This is a genomic window from Shewanella sp. DW31, from assembly GCF_015767295.1.
Lineage (GTDB): Bacteria > Pseudomonadota > Gammaproteobacteria > Enterobacterales > Shewanellaceae > Shewanella > Shewanella oncorhynchi.
On record NZ_JADWMP020000003.1, the window covers coordinates 213,119 to 228,047 of the forward strand.

Genomic DNA, 14,929 nt, shown 5'->3' on the forward strand with positions numbered 1-14,929 from the left:
GTAGGTCAACTGAGCCTCACGGCTGGTGGCTAGGCAAGAGGTGCGCATTACTGTTAGACGCAGTCGCTGCGTGTCGCATCCTATTTATGGCTTATTTTTTAATGATTACAAAAACAAGGAATTCGTTGTAAAACATCAACCAACCCCATAAATTCTTTAGTTTCGTTCCGGTAATGCCCAAGTCGAATCGGTTTGTCTGACGACAAGTTAAAATATCCTTCGAAATCGGGGAGGAAAACCTAGGGTAAACCTTATTAAAGTAAGGTGACTTTCTCGATTTAATCGTAAAAAACGCATTTGTGGTATTTTTACTCTGTATACGATTTGCAAATCAATGATTTGCTATCAAGAAAATCTTTTTTTATCCGTTAAATTTTCCGCTTGGGATCAGGGCGTTGTGAACACTTTATTCACGGCTTATCCCTAATCGCTGGTGAAATATAGCAATAATCAAAAAATTCAGCAATGGAAAGGCACAATTCTTCTCAGTTGTTGTACAATGGCGACCGTTATAATTAGATGGCGCATCATGAATATAGAATCCACCCCACAACAGGTTCAGTTGATCACGATTGATGAAGATCACTTCGAACAGCGTATTGATAACTACTTAATGACCAAGCTGAAGGGCGTGCCGAAAAGCATGATCTATCGCATTGTCCGCAAGGGCGAGGTTCGAGTGAATAAGAAACGCATCAAACCCGAGTACAAGTTGCAGATTGGCGACATCGTACGTATTCCGCCAGTCCGCGTGGCAGAGCCGGATAACCGTACCGCACCATCGGCGAACTTAAGTAAAGTCTCGCAACTCGAAGATCGTATTTTGCATGAAGACAATCATTTGATCGTGCTGAATAAACCTGCTGGCATTGCCGTGCATGGTGGTAGTGGAGTCGATTACGGTGTGATTGAAGCATTGCGTTCACTGCGTCCTCAACAAAAGTTTTTAGAGCTAGTACATCGTCTCGATAAAGATACTTCGGGTGTGTTGTTGGTGGCGAAAAAGCGTAGCGCGCTTAAACATCTGCATGATCAGCTTCGGTATAAAAAGATGCAGAAAGACTATTTGGCCTTAGTTAAAGGTGAATGGTCTGCTCAAGATAAAGCCGTTAAACAGCCTTTATTGAAAATCACCCTCAAATCCGGTGAGCGCATTGTGCGTGTTAATGCTGAGGGTAAACCTTCAGAAACGCGCTTTAAAATTATGCAGCGTTACCAAGGTTGTACTTTAGTGAAGGCAAGCCCTGTCACTGGACGTACTCATCAAATTCGGGTGCATTGTCAATTTGCGGGTCATCCAATCGCCTGTGATGATAAGTACAGCGAGCAAGGGTTTGACGATAGTATGCGTTCATTAGGCTTAACTCGACTCTTTTTACATGCCGCTGAATTGATGTTCATTCATCCAGAAAATGATGAAGTGATGCGGGTTTCAGCGCCTTTAGATGAAAATTTGTCGCAATTACTCGATAAGTTAAAGCGTGCGTAATCGACGGGGATAGGTTTCAAGGATGAAGATAAAGCAATACGATTTAGTGATTTTCGATTGGGATGGCACTCTGATGGATTCTATCGGTAAAATTATCACTTGTATTGAAAATATGGCTAAGGCATTGCAGTTACCTATCCCAACTGAAAGTGACATTCGCGATATTATTGGTCTTTCTATGACAGAAGCGCTGCGAGTCCTATTTCCACACGGGCTCAATCTCAGCGCTTCTTCTGCCAATTCTCAGCATCAGCAGCATCCTAAAAATGCATTTAGCCAAGGCGAAGATGATCCATATCAGCAGATGCGCGCCGAGTTTAAAGCGCAATATTTGCATTTAGACACCACGCCAACGCCCTTGTTTGTACAAACTCCAGCGTTAATTGATGACTTGCATAGCCAAGGCTATAAGTTAGCCGTCGCAACTGGTAAAGCCCGTGCGGGACTTGATCGCGTCTTTGAGCAAACAGGCTTAGGTCGATACTTTGTTGCGTCACGCTGCGCTGATGAAGTGCACAGCAAACCCCATCCTGAAATGATCTCAAGCTTGCTGAAAGAATTGAATATTGCCCCGAACCGAGCCTTAATGGTGGGTGATTCTCTGCTGGATTTAACCATGGCGGCCAATGCAGGGATTGATAGCGTTGGTGTGACCTATGGCGCTCACAGTGCTGAAAAGTTGCTGCGGGCAAAACCTATCGCCTTGATTGATTCACCAAAGCAATTACTGCAATACCTCTAACACTGCTATTTAATACTGAAGCGGCAATACATGCCGCTGCGCATGAGACTTCCTTATCACTTTTATTTACGTCTCATCTTTTCGTCGATGAAACGACTCAGTAGCTCGGTATTTTTGATGCGCGTCATCGATTCAATAAACTGAGCAAATAGAGCAAAGCCTTGGTAAACGTTTAAGCAAGAACGTCTACACCTTGGGCTAACAGCATTTCCGTCAGTAATATCAGTGGTAAGCCAACTAAGGTATTGGGATCGCGCCCTTCGAGCTCTGTAAATAACGCGATACCTAAACCTTCGCTCTTAAAACTGCCTGCACAGTAGTAGGGCTCTTCCTTTTCTACGTATGCCACAATCTGCGCATGGCTAAGGTGCCTAAAATGAACCGTAAAGGGTTCAACCTCAGCGGCCATAGCGCCAGTTTTGGCATTATAGAGTGCAAGACCAGTATAAAAGGTGATTGCCTTGCCTGAGGCTTGAGTGAGCTGCGCGACGGCATTATTAAAATGATGGGGTTTACCGATAATCTTGTCATCAATGACGGCAACTTGATCGGAACCAATAATCAGACCATCGGGGAATTGTTCTGCTCCCGCGACGGCTTTTGCTTTGGCTAATCGCAGCACTAAAGCATGGGCCGATTCTTCGAGATACGCCGTTTCGTCAATATTAGGATTGCAGCATTCGAAGGGTAACCCGAGTTTTTGCAGTAAAGATTGTCGATATACAGACGTCGAAGCTAAGATTAATGGGGTTGGCATAATGAGATATCCGCAAAAGAGTGACTCATATTGTGACCAATCAATGCGAGAGAGTGCAAGAGTTTCGTCTTTTACGGTTTCTTTTCAATGAATGCGACTATTTTAGGCGGCTTGCGCTTGTATGCGGCCCCATGCTTGGGTACTATTTCGCTTCCGTCAATTTCAATGTTGGGGCAGGGGAAAGGCTTAAGTCGCAAACTGGGACTTAAGTTAGCATTTTTTCTTTGACTCTAGCGTTTTCAAACTATAATATGCGCGCCTTATGCAAACAGTAAAGATACCGGTTTCAATTGATCCATTTCGCGCCGCCTCGAGTCGCCTAGTTTATCAGGGCGTTGTTCCTGGTGTGCAACTGAAAAGATTAACTGAGTTATGTGCCGGCGACTGTTCCGATGTGGCAGTGTTGCTTGAATGTGGCGTAGATTTACAGGGGATAGTCTACCTGAAAGGGAAGGCTGTGACGGAGCTCACTCTGATATGTCAACGTTGCATGACACTATTTACCACTGAGGTTACGGTCGAGTTTTGTTTTGGTCCATGTCGGACTAAAGCAGAAATCGATGAGCTCCCGGATGCGTATGACCCAATTGAGTGCAATGAAATTGGCGAAGTGCGTCTACATCAATTGATCGAAGATGAATTGATAGTCGCTATGCCGATAATCCCAATGCATCAAGAAATTGATTGCAGTGCAGGATCTAAAGACATGGTTGTAGGCGAGATAGAACCCGCTCAAGAGGAGCGTCCAAATCCGTTTGCAGTGTTAGAAAAACTGAAGAGCAAGTAATCGAGGAGACAGGCCAATGGCTGTACAACAGAACAAAAAATCACGTTCAAAGCGCGGAATGCGCCGTTCACATGACGCACTGAGCACTGCTCAGCTGTCTGTAGACGCTACCAGCGGTGAAATCCATATGCGTCACAATGTGACTGCAGATGGCTTCTATCGCGGTAAAAAGGTAATCAACAAGTAATTTGTTGGTTTCCTAATGACGAATCTGACGCTTGCGTTAGATGCAATGGGTGGTGATCATGGCCCCCACGTCACGGTGCCTGCAGCCTTGCGGGCACTACAATTACATTCTTTTCTTAAAATCATTTTAGTCGGTGACAAGACTGAAATTGATGTCTATCTACGTCAAGCCGAAGCGAGTTTACTTTCGCGCATAGAAATCATTCATACCGATGAAGTCGTTAGTATGTCCGATAGGCCTGTGCATGCCTTGCGTACACGTAAAAACAGTTCCATGCGATTGGCTATTGAGTTAGTGCGTGACGACCGCGCACAAGCGTGTGTGAGTGCCGGTAACACTGGGGCGCTGATGGCAATGGCGAAAGTATTGCTGAAGACCTTGCCTGGTGTTGATCGACCTGCATTAGTCAGTTGTTTACCTGCGGTGACTCAAAAACCGGTTTATTTGTTGGATTTGGGCGCGAATATTTCCTGTGACTCGGAAACCTTATTTCAATTTGCCGTGATGGGCTCAGTCCTGTGCGAAGCGGTAGATAAGAAATCTCGGCCAAAAGTCGCCTTGCTCAATGTGGGCGTTGAAGAAATTAAAGGTAATGACCAAGTTCAGCAAGCCGCGCAGTTGCTGCAACACACAGAACAAATCAATTACACAGGTTTTATCGAAGGGGATGAAATCTATTCCGGTAATGTGGATGTGATTGTTTGTGATGGGTTTGTGGGTAACATCACGCTCAAGACCTCAGAAGGTATTGCCAAGTTATTAGTACATCAGTTAAAACGGGGACTAACCCAAGGTTTATTCGTTCGTTTTCTGGCTAAACTTATCGCCCCTCGTATCCAGGCGGTCCTTAGTCAGATGAACCCCGACCACTATAACGGTGCAAGTCTGATAGGATTGCGCGGAATAGTTGTAAAAAGCCATGGAAACGCGGATGAAACTGCCTATTTACAAGCAATTAGTTTGGCAGTAACGGAAGCTCAACGTCGACTCCCTGAAATGATAAAAGATCGTTTGGAGTCGATTCTTTTAGATATAAATAACTGATCCCTCCTTATGCATACAAAAATTCTCGGAACTGGTAGTTATCTACCAGTGCAGGTGCGTAGCAATCAAGATTTGGAAAAAATGGTGGAAACCACTGACCAATGGATTGTTGAACGTACAGGTATATCAGAACGTCGCATTGCGGCTTTCGATGAAACCGTTTCAACTATGGGCTACCAAGCGGCATTAAAAGCGCTAGAAATGGCTGGCATAGAAGCATCAGATTTAGACATGATCGTCTGCGGCACCACCAGTGCTCCCAATGCTTTTCCGGCTGCGGCCTGTGAAATTCAAGCCATGCTTGGCGTGCATACCATTCCAGCTTTTGATATCGCAGCGGCGTGTTCAGGCTTTGTTTATGCTTTATCTGTTGCCGATCAATTTGTAAAAACGGGCGCGGCTAAAAAAGTATTAGTGATTGGTGCCGATGTACTGTCTCGCTTATGTGAGCCAGAAGATCGTTCAACGATTATTTTATTTGGTGATGGTGCGGGCGCGGTTGTGATAGGCGCATCCGAAACGCTAGGGATCATTTCGACCCACATTTATGCCGATGGTCGCCAAGGTGACTTATTGAAATGCGCTTTCCCACCACGTAAAGGCGAAACCTCTGAAGCGGTTGGTTTTATGACCATGAAAGGCAACGATGTCTTTAAAGTGGCTGTGACTCAATTGTCCCATGTCGTGACTGAGACGTTACGCATTAACAATATCGATAAGTCAGAAATTGACTGGTTAGTGCCACATCAAGCCAACTTCCGAATTATCAATGCTACCGCTAAAAAGCTCGATATGAGTCTTGATAAAGTCGTATTGACCTTAGCTAAACACGGTAATACTTCTGCCGCGTCAGTGCCCATTGCATTGGATGAAGCCGTACGTGATGGCCGAATTCAGCGCGGACAACTACTGCTGCTTGAGGCCTTTGGTGCTGGATTTGCGTGGGGCAGTGCGCTCATTCGTTTCTAAGTTCTATATGTGTGTTCCACATGATTTTTCAATAAATTAAGTTAGCCATAGGTAATTTGAATATGGAAAATGTTGCTTTTGTATTTCCGGGCCAAGGTTCACAAGCCCTAGGCATGTTAGCCGAGCTTGCCGAATCTCATGCTGTTGTTGGACAAACCTTTGCTGAGGCGAGTGACGTCTTAGGTTATGATCTGTGGGCATTGGTTCAGCAAGGTCCTGTTGAAAGCTTAAATGAAACCGATAAAACTCAACCTGCCCTATTAGCGGCGAGCGTGGCGATTTGGCGTACCTACGTGGCTTCAGGCAAGCCTATGCCAGCTATACTCGCGGGTCACAGTTTAGGCGAGTATTCTGCTTTAGTTTGCGCCGGTGTGATGGATTTTAAAGACGCGATTAAGTTGGTGGAATTACGTGGTCAACTGATGCAGCAAGCGGTTCCAGCTGGCACGGGTGCTATGTATGCGATTATCGGTTTGGACAACGAGAGTATCGCTAATGCCTGCGCCGAAGTGGCTCAAGGTGACGTGGTGAGTCCAGTTAACTTTAACAGTCCTGGTCAAGTGGTCATTGCAGGTCAAAAAGACGCAGTTGAGCGCGCTGCAGCAGCTTGTAAAGCAGCAGGCGCTAAAATGGCGGTGGCTCTACCTGTCAGCGTGCCATCACACTGTGCATTAATGAAACCTGCGGCGGATAAACTGGCCGTGGCATTAAACGATGTACAGTTTAATACCCCAACAATTACAGTGATTAATAACGTTGATGTGGCATCACCCACCTCTGCTGATGACATTAAAGATGCGTTAGTGCGTCAGTTATATTGTCCTGTCCGCTGGAGCGAAACTGTTGAGCTAATGGCCCAAAAAGGCATTACCCAACTGGTGGAATGTGGTCCTGGTAAAGTATTGACAGGATTAGCAAAACGAATTAATAAATCACTATCAGCCCAAGCGGTTAATGATGTTGCTTCATTAGCAGCATTAACTGAGTAAGGAGTTTATATGAGTTTCAACCTGAATTTAACAGGCAAAGTGGCTTTGGTGACAGGTGCGAGCCGCGGTATTGGCCGTGCGATCGCTGAGACACTGGTCGAAGCGGGTGCCGTGGTTATTGGAACCGCAACCAGTGAGAAGGGCGCTGCGGCGATCCAAGAATATCTGGGTGACAAAGGTTTTGGTTTAGTGCTTAATGTCACAGATAGTGAATCTGTTACACATTTATTCGCCTCGATCAAAGAAAAAGCGGGTGATGTTGATATTCTAGTCAACAACGCGGGTATAACCCGTGATAATCTGCTGATGCGGATGAAAGATGATGAATGGCAGGATATTATCGACACCAACCTGACATCGTTATTTAGACTATCAAAACCTGTGATGCGTACCATGATGAAAAAGCGCTTTGGCCGAATCATCAATATCGGTTCAGTGGTAGGCACCATGGGCAATGCAGGTCAAGTTAACTACTCGGCAGCAAAGGCGGGTTTGATTGGATTTACAAAATCTCTTGCAAGAGAGGTTGCATCTCGTCAAATTACAGTTAATGCTATCGCTCCTGGATTTATCCAGACCGATATGACAGATGAGCTGACCGAAGAGCAGCAAAAAGCTATCATGTCACAGGTTCCGATGGAACGATTAGGGCAAGCGCAAGAAATTGCCAATGCAGTGCTCTTTTTGGCCTCGGACTCAGCCGCTTACATCACAGGCGAAACTTTGCATGTGAATGGCGGCATGTACATGGTTTAAGGGCGAATGGCAGGGATTTCTGTCGCAACTGAGTAGTGATCTGTATCAATTGATAGTGAAATTTCGTGGTTAGACCACGAAAACTAAGCTTGCATTGTCAGCCAAATCTAATAAACTACTCGCAATCTTACGCAAGTGCGTAATTTGAATAGGAAAGAAAACTAATGAGCAACATCGAAGAACGTGTAAAGAAAATCATTGTAGAGCAACTGGGCGTTAAAGAAGAAGACGTTAAGCCAGCGGCATCTTTCGTTGACGATCTGGGTGCAGATTCTCTGGACACTGTTGAGTTGGTTATGGCTCTGGAAGAAGAGTTTGATACCGAGATCCCTGATGAAGAAGCTGAAAAGATCACTACTGTTCAAGCAGCGATCGACTACGTTTCTAAGAATCAGTAATTCTGAATTCTTGAAGACAGGCGGCATTTTTGCCGCCTGTTTTTGTTTTACCCCCGTCAAATTCTGCCTCCGTGCCATTCAATCGTCTCTGGATCGTGTTTTAATTGTTATCCACGAGATGCTCGCCGCAGATTGGCGAATTTTTCTAAATAAAAGTTATTTAAGAAATTGTCTAATGATAGAAAACCCTGTGTCCTCTATCTGAATTAACAAATTAGCATTTAAAGGTGACTGCCGTGTCTAAACGTCGTGTAGTGGTAACCGGTTTGGGGTTAGTAACTCCAGTGGGCAATACTGTCGATACTACTTGGAAGGCTTTGCTTTCGGGTAAGAGTGGTATTGCACCGATAACCAAATTTGATGCCAGTGAATTTACCACTCGTTTCAGTGGTTCAGTAAAAGATTTCGATGTTGAGCAATACGTAACGAAAAAAGACGCCCGTAAGATGGACCTCTTTATTCAATACGGTATGGCGGCTGGCATCCAAGCTATCCAAGACTCAGGTCTGGACATGAGCAAAGAAAACCCTGGTCGTGTCGGTACTGCTATTGGTGCGGGTATGGGCGGTATGTGGTTGATTGAACAAGGTCACAGCGCATTGATGAATGGTGGCCCGCGTAAGGTTTCTCCTTTCTTCGTACCTAGTACCATTATCAATATGATTTCGGGCCACTTGTCGATCATGTTTGGCATGAAAGGCCCAAATTTTGCCGTGACGACCGCTTGTACTACGGGCGTGCATAATATCGGTTTTGCGGCGCGTACTATTGCCTATGGCGATGCAGACGTGATGGTTGCCGGCGGTGCTGAGGATGTAACTTCTCCTTTAGGCGTGGCAGGTTTTGGTGCAGCGAAAGCGTTATCGACACGCAATGACGATCCGACTGCGGCGAGCCGTCCATGGGATAAAGACCGTGATGGTTTTGTGATCGGTGATGGCGCTGGTGTGATGGTGATGGAAGAGTACGAACATGCAAAAGCGCGCGGTGCAACCATTTACGGCGAATTAGTCGGTTTTGGTATGAGCGGTGATGCGTTCCACATGACATCGCCTCCAAGCGACGGAGCAGGCGCTGCGGCGGCTATGGTCAATGCCATTAATGACGCTAAGTTATCACTGGAGCAAATTGGTTATATCAATGCCCATGGTACGTCGACGCCAGCAGGTGATAAAGCGGAAGCGGCAGCGGTTAAGTCAGTATTTGGCGACCATGCTTATAAAGTACTAGTTAGCTCGACTAAATCGATGACGGGTCACCTGTTAGGTGCTGCGGGTGCGGTTGAAGCGATTTTCACTTTGCTAGCACTGCGCGACCAAGCCGTACCGCCAACCATCAACTTGGATAATCCAGATGAAGGTTGTGACTTAGATTTTGTTGCCCATACAGCCCGTGACGTGAAGATGGATTACGCTCTGTGTAACTCCTTCGGTTTTGGTGGGACTAACGGTTCATTACTGTTCAAGAAAGTGTAAAACACAGTGAAAAAATGCGCCTGAGGGCGCATTTTTTATGGGTCAAATTCATTGCTCATGTGAGTTGAACTCCGTTATCTTATGGCTTTATTGTGATAGATGTCACTTTCTAACTGTATGATATCCATAGTGTTAACATTTGTTCATCAAGCTTGTTTAATTCTAGTGACCACAGATAATGACAGACATATTCAATCTTAATGGAGTGTGTCATGTTAAATCCTGCGGTGATCCCGCTTGTTCCCCTCATTGGCGCATTAACTGCCAATCTGACCGAATTGATCCGTGGTGAGTTTAAAGTGTGGCATCCAAACATGGACATTGGGATCAAGACTTTTACCTTAGCAATCGCTGCTTACGTGGTGGTTTGGTTTGCCTTATTGGTGACGGCGATTAACGTCGGTGGCGATAGCAATATGTCTTCGGGCCTCGAAGTGCTGGGTTTCTTTATGTTTGGCTTAGGCGTTTACACTTTTGCTAAGGGTACGCGTTTCGTCAGTAGTGAATTTCAGCTATGGATTTATCGTTTAGCGTTGCCGAGTTTATTGCTTTGCTGCGTGCTTATTAGCCACTTTGGTTAAATCGAATTTTTTGACGAGGTCAATCGTAATTATTTTTACTCGAATGGGGCTTTCTATCGTAAACTCAGCCTATTGCACGAAACATTGAGCCACAGTGGCTGAATAAGTTGAGGTTATATGGCTGGTATAGATAGACAAAGTACCCTGAGATTTTTGTCAGAGCCTGCGGATGTGAATTTTGGTGGTAAAGTTCACGGCGGCGCTGTGATGAAGTGGATCGATCTCGCGGCCTATGCCTGTGCAGCGGGCTGGAGCGGTAAATATTGTATTACTGCTTATGCGGGCGGTATTCGTTTTGTGCAACCCATTTTGGTGGGCAATATCGTTGAAGTCAGCGCAAAAGTGATTTATACGGGTAAAACTTCTATGCATATCGGTATCGATGTGCGAGCGGGCGATCCTAAAGTTTCTGAGCGTCATCTCACCACTCATTGTATTGTGATCATGGTCGCAGTTGATGAAGATGGCCTACCTACGCCTGTGCCTGAGTGGATACCACAGACGGAACATGATATTCATTTACGGGATTCTGCACTGCGCTTGATGGAAATGCGTAAAAAGATTGGCGCCGAAATGGAAGCCCATGTGGTGAAATAACCCCATAAATTAAATCAGCAAAGGCGCTTAAGGCGCCTTTGTTGTTTCTAGCGAAAAGTGCGTTTATCACTCGCTCCGATTTCACTCTGACGTTACCGTTGATGAATGTTAAACTGCGGCCACTATTTTGAATCGATTCACTTTGTTTATCTATTTAAGGATCAGCTCATGGCAAAAGTTGCATTTATTGGTTTAGGCGTAATGGGATATCCCATGGCGAGGCATTTACTGAACAAAGGCCATGAGGTCACTGTTTATAATCGTACTTTTGCCAAGGCGCAAACTTGGGTCGACACCTATGGTGGTCGCTGCTGTCCAACACCAAAGGAAGCGGCAGAGGGTCAAGATATTGTGTTTACTTGCGTGGGCAATGACAACGACCTGCGTGAAGTGGTATTAGGCTGTGATGGCGTTATTCATGGGATGGAAAAGGGCACTGTGCTGGTTGACCATACTACGGCTTCGGCCGATGTCGCTCGTGAGCTTGCCAAAGTCTTAGCCGAAAAGGGCATTGATTTCCTCGATGCGCCCGTGTCTGGCGGTCAAGCGGGCGCTGAAAATGGCGCCTTGACTGTGATGGTCGGCGGCGATGAAGCGGTATTTGAGCGTGTTAAACCCGTGATTGAAGCCTTTGCCCGCTGCGCCGAACGTTTAGGTGAGGTTGGCGCAGGTCAGTTAACTAAGATGGTGAACCAAATTTGTATCGCGGGTGTGGTGCAAGGTTTGGCGGAAGCGCTGCAATTTGCCCGTAAAGCGGGACTCGATGGCGAGAAAGTCATTGAAGTGATCAGCAAAGGCGCGGCGCAAAGCTGGCAGATGGAAAATCGCTACAAGACGATGTGGGGCCAGAGCTATGATTTTGGTTTTGCCGTCGATTGGATGCGTAAAGACTTAGGTATCGCCTTAGAAGAAGCCCGCCGCAATGGTTCACACTTGCCATTGACCGCTTTGGTGGATCAATTCTATTCAGAAGTTCAGGGCATGGGCGGTAACCGTTGGGATACGTCTAGCTTGCTGGCGCGCTTAGAGAAATCGGCGAAATAAGTTTTACCTTAAGTTTTATCGTTATAAAAACTTAGGTTATCGTAGTGATAAAACTCTGGTTTCGCAGTGATAGGTTTTGCAGTGATAAAAATGCCCAGTCCCGATTGCGTTGGCAAATAGGACTGGGCATTTTTGTGTGTATCGTTTTTTGACTAGGACATTAAGAGCTAGGATATTTAATCGTTAGTCTTTCCAGCGAATATGGGTCACTAAACTGTGGGTTTCACCTGGAGCAAGCACGGCTTTATCTTCTAATACATTGGCCGCTTCTAGGCAGACCATGGTCAGATAATCCTCTGGATTAAATCGGCCAAGGCGTTGTGACTTTTCAATCCATGGGTTCCATAATACGGCGGATTGGCTGTTTTCACGGCTGACTTCGATTGTCCCTTGCGGTGTATGCAATAACTGCACTGGGCCCAGATCGGTATAGACACGATCTGTTTCGCGATCAAACAGCACTTCATCCGTGGTTTGCGGGTAAGGCCCCTCGGCAAATTCGATGTATTTTGACCCACTAAAACCGCTGGCTTTGAGTTGGTGGATATCCTCAATCGGGAAATAGCTGTGCAGCGCTTGGGTAAGCGTGACGGTTTCATCGCTTGAATTGGTATTCACAAGGCTAATGCTTAGGGTGTCGCCTAGGGTGAATAACACGCTGACCTCAGTGTTATGCGGCCAATAGATTTTATCTTGCTCACTGATTTTTAAGCTAAAACGTAAATCCACTAACTGATTACGCATTTCTACCGATTCCAGCGCCCAAATACGGGTACGGGCGAAACCGTGTTGGGGAAAGTTCGCTTCACTACTCATGCCAAACCAAGGCCAGCATACGGGTACTCCGCCACGGATCCCATTACCGGGTTGATAATCGTCAGCCGATGAAACCCACAGCAAAGGTGGTTTGCCTAGGGGTTGAAAATAGTCTATTTGCGCGCCCTGCAAAAAAATTCTTGCCTGACATAACGCCGTATTCACTTCGACATAATCGAGCCCATTGGCGTGCTTTTTAGTAGTGACAGAACCCATAGTAACAATATCCTTAACTCTGCTGACATATCAGAAAAACAGGCAGTTAGCTTACAAAGTTTTCCGCGATAACATAAGGCTTTGTTGCGATCAATTTACGGTTTCGCTGTTCGTTTGTGTAAACAAAAGTCTGTGGCGGATACTGAGGTGCTTTCTTTTTCGGCAGATTTAGCTAAAGTGGTCAGAGCACCAAAGTGGTCAGATCACTTAGTTGAGTTGCAGTCTAACAAGAAAAGGGAAGCGATTATGCCAGTTTATCAAGCGCCGCTGCGCGACTATCAATTTATCCTCGATGAAATGTTACATATTTATCAGCAAGATGCACTTAAGGGGTTCGATGAAATCGATCCAGATCTTGTCGATGCGATCCTGCAAGGTATGGCCGACTTTAGTACTGAAGTTATGTTACCGCTCAATAGTGTCGGCGATCTGCAAGGCTGTAAGTTGGTCGATGGTAAGGTGATTACACCGGAAGGATTTGATAACGCCTATCGGCAGTTTGTTGATAATGGCTGGCCGACGCTGACCTGCGATCCTGAATATGGCGGCCAAGGTTTACCCGAAGTGGTGGGGATTTTTGCCACTGAGATACAAACGGCAACTAACATGGCTTTTGCCATGTATCCTGGTTTGACCCATGGCGCCTATGCCGCCATCCATGCCCACGGCAGTGATGCGCTCAAGCAAAAATATTTGAGTAAACTGGTTAGCGGTGAATGGACAGGAACCATGAACTTGACCGAGTCCCACGCCGGTACTGATTTAGCCTTATTACGCACCAAAGCCGTGCCAGTATCTGAAGGCGTTTTTGCTATTACCGGCGAAAAAATTTTTATCTCCTCAGGCGATCATCAACTCACCGACAACATAGTGCACCTCGTATTAGCCCGTTTGCCCGATGCACCTGAAGGCGTGAAGGGCATATCTTTGTTCGCCGTGCCTAAAGTATTAGTGAATAACGATGGTAGTTTAGGCGCACCGAACACTTTATATGCCAGTGGCCTTGAACATAAGATGGGCATTCACGGTAACTCAACTTGTGTGATGGTATTTGAAGCTGCGCTGGGTGAGCTTGTCGGCGAGCCGCACCAAGGACTGCGCGCCATGTTTACTATGATGAACCAAGCGCGTTTAGGCGTTGGCGTGCAAGGTCTGGGTGTCTCTGAGATTGCCTATCAAAATGCGCTAGCCTATGCCAAAGACAGATTACAGAGCCGCGCCTTAAGTGGCGCCAAAGCCCCGGAAAAAGCCGCCGATCCGATTTTGGTTCACGGCGATGTGCGCCGCATGTTGCTGTCGCAAAAAGCCTTCAATGAAGGCGCAAGAGCCTTAGTTGGACAACAAGCTTTGTGGCTCGATGAAGCTGAGCGTCATAGCGATCCCGCCAAAGCCAAAGTTGCCTCCCAATTAGCGGCACTGTTCACGCCAGTGGTGAAAGGTTTTATCACTAACCGTGGTTTTAATGCCTGTGTCGATGCACAGCAAGTGTTTGGCGGGCATGGTTATATTCATGAGTGGGGTATGGAGCAATTTGTGCGTGATAGCCGTATTGCACTGATTTATGAAGGCACTAACGGTATTCAGGCATTGGATTTAGTGGGACGTAAGCTGCTTAGCGACCGCGGTGCGGCGATGCAGCAATGGTCGGCGTTAGTGACAGAGTTTATTAAGTCACATAGCACGAATGCGGCGATGCAACCTTATGTGAGTGGTTTAATGGATTGTGCGGGTGATTTGCAAAAGGCTAGTGGTTATTTAGCTTCGCAGGCAGCGACCAATCCTGACATTATCGGCGCAGCCTCTATGGCTTATCTGGAGTTATTTGGGGTGACTGCACTGGCATGGATGTGGGCCAGAAGTGCCGCGGTGGCATTAGCGGCGTTGGAGCAGGGCACCGAAGAAACCGCATTTTACCAAGCTAAATTGAAAACTGCCGATTTCTACATGGCTTACTGGGCGGTGCAAGGTCGCAGTCTGCGTAAGCAAATTGAGCAGGCGAGTGAAATGGTAACTCAATTGGATGAAGCTATCTTTTAAGCATTCACCTTATAGGCTGAGTTAAGCCTTTGCTTAAAAACAGCT

16 protein-coding genes are annotated in these 14,929 nt (G+C 46.2%); 14 read left to right on the top strand and 2 right to left on the bottom strand.

Going from position 1 to position 14,929, the window contains the following annotated elements:
- The first annotated feature begins 529 nt into the window (after positions 1-529).
- Both rluC and GWI56_RS04475 read left to right on the top strand, forming a co-directional pair.
- Positions 530-1,489: a 23S rRNA pseudouridine(955/2504/2580) synthase RluC gene (gene rluC, locus GWI56_RS04470; RefSeq protein ID WP_049821723.1), complete on the top strand. Its 960-nt coding sequence runs from the start codon at positions 530-532 to the stop codon at positions 1,487-1,489.
- Positions 1,490-1,511: 22 nt separating this feature from the next.
- On the top strand, positions 1,512-2,231 hold the full coding sequence (locus tag GWI56_RS04475) for an HAD-IA family hydrolase (RefSeq protein WP_198572245.1): 720 nt from the start codon (positions 1,512-1,514) through the stop codon (positions 2,229-2,231).
- A gap of 172 nt (positions 2,232-2,403) precedes the next feature.
- On the opposite strand, the gene GWI56_RS04480 is transcribed toward GWI56_RS04475, so the two are convergent.
- Positions 2,404-2,988 (bottom strand): nucleoside triphosphate pyrophosphatase, encoded by a 585-nt coding sequence (locus GWI56_RS04480; RefSeq protein ID WP_198572246.1) that lies wholly within the window; start codon positions 2,986-2,988, stop codon positions 2,404-2,406.
- A gap of 262 nt (positions 2,989-3,250) precedes the next feature.
- Between GWI56_RS04480 and yceD the strand changes: the two genes are divergently transcribed.
- From yceD to GWI56_RS04535, 11 genes are all read left to right on the top strand, one after another.
- Complete coding sequence (gene yceD, locus GWI56_RS04485; protein WP_198572247.1) at positions 3,251-3,775, top strand: 23S rRNA accumulation protein YceD; 525 nt, start codon at positions 3,251-3,253, stop codon at positions 3,773-3,775.
- Between the two features lie 16 nt (positions 3,776-3,791).
- A complete protein-coding gene (rpmF, locus tag GWI56_RS04490) occupies positions 3,792-3,962 on the top strand; it encodes a 50S ribosomal protein L32 (protein WP_006081226.1) in 171 nt (56 codons plus the stop codon).
- Between the two features lie 15 nt (positions 3,963-3,977).
- Positions 3,978-5,006, top strand: coding sequence for a phosphate acyltransferase PlsX (gene plsX / locus GWI56_RS04495; RefSeq protein WP_028760370.1), 1,029 nt, complete (start codon positions 3,978-3,980; stop codon positions 5,004-5,006).
- Between the two features lie 9 nt (positions 5,007-5,015).
- A complete protein-coding gene (locus tag GWI56_RS04500) occupies positions 5,016-5,975 on the top strand; it encodes a beta-ketoacyl-ACP synthase III (protein WP_198572248.1) in 960 nt (319 codons plus the stop codon).
- A 62-nt stretch (positions 5,976-6,037) separates the two neighbouring features.
- Complete coding sequence (fabD, locus tag GWI56_RS04505) at positions 6,038-6,964, top strand: ACP S-malonyltransferase (RefSeq protein ID WP_113938794.1); 927 nt, start codon at positions 6,038-6,040, stop codon at positions 6,962-6,964.
- Positions 6,965-6,973: 9 nt separating this feature from the next.
- Entirely contained in the window at positions 6,974-7,720 is a 747-nt protein-coding gene (gene fabG / locus GWI56_RS04510; RefSeq protein ID WP_006081230.1) for a 3-oxoacyl-ACP reductase FabG, read from the top strand.
- Between the two features lie 164 nt (positions 7,721-7,884).
- Positions 7,885-8,118, top strand: coding sequence for an acyl carrier protein (gene acpP, locus GWI56_RS04515; protein WP_006081231.1), 234 nt, complete (start codon positions 7,885-7,887; stop codon positions 8,116-8,118).
- Positions 8,119-8,354: 236 nt separating this feature from the next.
- A complete protein-coding gene (fabF, locus tag GWI56_RS04520) occupies positions 8,355-9,593 on the top strand; it encodes a beta-ketoacyl-ACP synthase II (RefSeq protein WP_006087466.1) in 1,239 nt (412 codons plus the stop codon).
- A 212-nt stretch (positions 9,594-9,805) separates the two neighbouring features.
- Positions 9,806-10,174, top strand: coding sequence for a hypothetical protein (locus GWI56_RS04525; RefSeq protein WP_028760367.1), 369 nt, complete (start codon positions 9,806-9,808; stop codon positions 10,172-10,174).
- A 117-nt stretch (positions 10,175-10,291) separates the two neighbouring features.
- A complete protein-coding gene (locus tag GWI56_RS04530; protein ID WP_105252855.1) occupies positions 10,292-10,771 on the top strand; it encodes an acyl-CoA thioesterase in 480 nt (159 codons plus the stop codon).
- 168 nt (positions 10,772-10,939) lie between these two features.
- Positions 10,940-11,815, top strand: coding sequence for an NAD(P)-dependent oxidoreductase (locus GWI56_RS04535; RefSeq protein ID WP_198572249.1), 876 nt, complete (start codon positions 10,940-10,942; stop codon positions 11,813-11,815).
- A gap of 183 nt (positions 11,816-11,998) precedes the next feature.
- On the opposite strand, the gene GWI56_RS04540 is transcribed toward GWI56_RS04535, so the two are convergent.
- Entirely contained in the window at positions 11,999-12,847 is an 849-nt protein-coding gene (locus GWI56_RS04540; RefSeq protein ID WP_198572250.1) for a D-hexose-6-phosphate mutarotase, read from the bottom strand.
- 246 nt (positions 12,848-13,093) lie between these two features.
- On the opposite strand from GWI56_RS04540, the gene GWI56_RS04545 reads away from it, so the two are divergent.
- On the top strand, positions 13,094-14,884 hold the full coding sequence (locus GWI56_RS04545) for an acyl-CoA dehydrogenase C-terminal domain-containing protein (protein WP_198572264.1): 1,791 nt from the start codon (positions 13,094-13,096) through the stop codon (positions 14,882-14,884).
- Positions 14,885-14,929: the final 45 nt, after the last annotated feature.

What these genes read in the sequence shown, in the direction of transcription:
- rluC (WP_049821723.1), top strand. Translation starts at nt 530, where the DNA reads ATGAATATAGAATCCACCCCACAACAGGTTCAGTTGATCACGATTGAT.
- GWI56_RS04475 (WP_198572245.1), top strand. Translation starts at nt 1,512, where the DNA reads ATGAAGATAAAGCAATACGATTTAGTGATTTTCGATTGGGATGGCACT.
- GWI56_RS04480 (WP_198572246.1), bottom strand. Translation starts at nt 2,988, where the DNA reads ATGCCAACCCCATTAATCTTAGCTTCGACGTCTGTATATCGACAATCT.
- yceD (WP_198572247.1), top strand. Translation starts at nt 3,251, where the DNA reads ATGCAAACAGTAAAGATACCGGTTTCAATTGATCCATTTCGCGCCGCC.
- rpmF (WP_006081226.1), top strand. Translation starts at nt 3,792, where the DNA reads ATGGCTGTACAACAGAACAAAAAATCACGTTCAAAGCGCGGAATGCGC.
- plsX (WP_028760370.1), top strand. Translation starts at nt 3,978, where the DNA reads ATGACGAATCTGACGCTTGCGTTAGATGCAATGGGTGGTGATCATGGC.
- GWI56_RS04500 (WP_198572248.1), top strand. Translation starts at nt 5,016, where the DNA reads ATGCATACAAAAATTCTCGGAACTGGTAGTTATCTACCAGTGCAGGTG.
- fabD (WP_113938794.1), top strand. Translation starts at nt 6,038, where the DNA reads ATGGAAAATGTTGCTTTTGTATTTCCGGGCCAAGGTTCACAAGCCCTA.
- fabG (WP_006081230.1), top strand. Translation starts at nt 6,974, where the DNA reads ATGAGTTTCAACCTGAATTTAACAGGCAAAGTGGCTTTGGTGACAGGT.
- acpP (WP_006081231.1), top strand. Translation starts at nt 7,885, where the DNA reads ATGAGCAACATCGAAGAACGTGTAAAGAAAATCATTGTAGAGCAACTG.
- GWI56_RS04525 (WP_028760367.1), top strand. Translation starts at nt 9,806, where the DNA reads ATGTTAAATCCTGCGGTGATCCCGCTTGTTCCCCTCATTGGCGCATTA.
- GWI56_RS04530 (WP_105252855.1), top strand. Translation starts at nt 10,292, where the DNA reads ATGGCTGGTATAGATAGACAAAGTACCCTGAGATTTTTGTCAGAGCCT.
- GWI56_RS04535 (WP_198572249.1), top strand. Translation starts at nt 10,940, where the DNA reads ATGGCAAAAGTTGCATTTATTGGTTTAGGCGTAATGGGATATCCCATG.
- GWI56_RS04540 (WP_198572250.1), bottom strand. Translation starts at nt 12,847, where the DNA reads ATGGGTTCTGTCACTACTAAAAAGCACGCCAATGGGCTCGATTATGTC.
- GWI56_RS04545 (WP_198572264.1), top strand. Translation starts at nt 13,094, where the DNA reads ATGCCAGTTTATCAAGCGCCGCTGCGCGACTATCAATTTATCCTCGAT.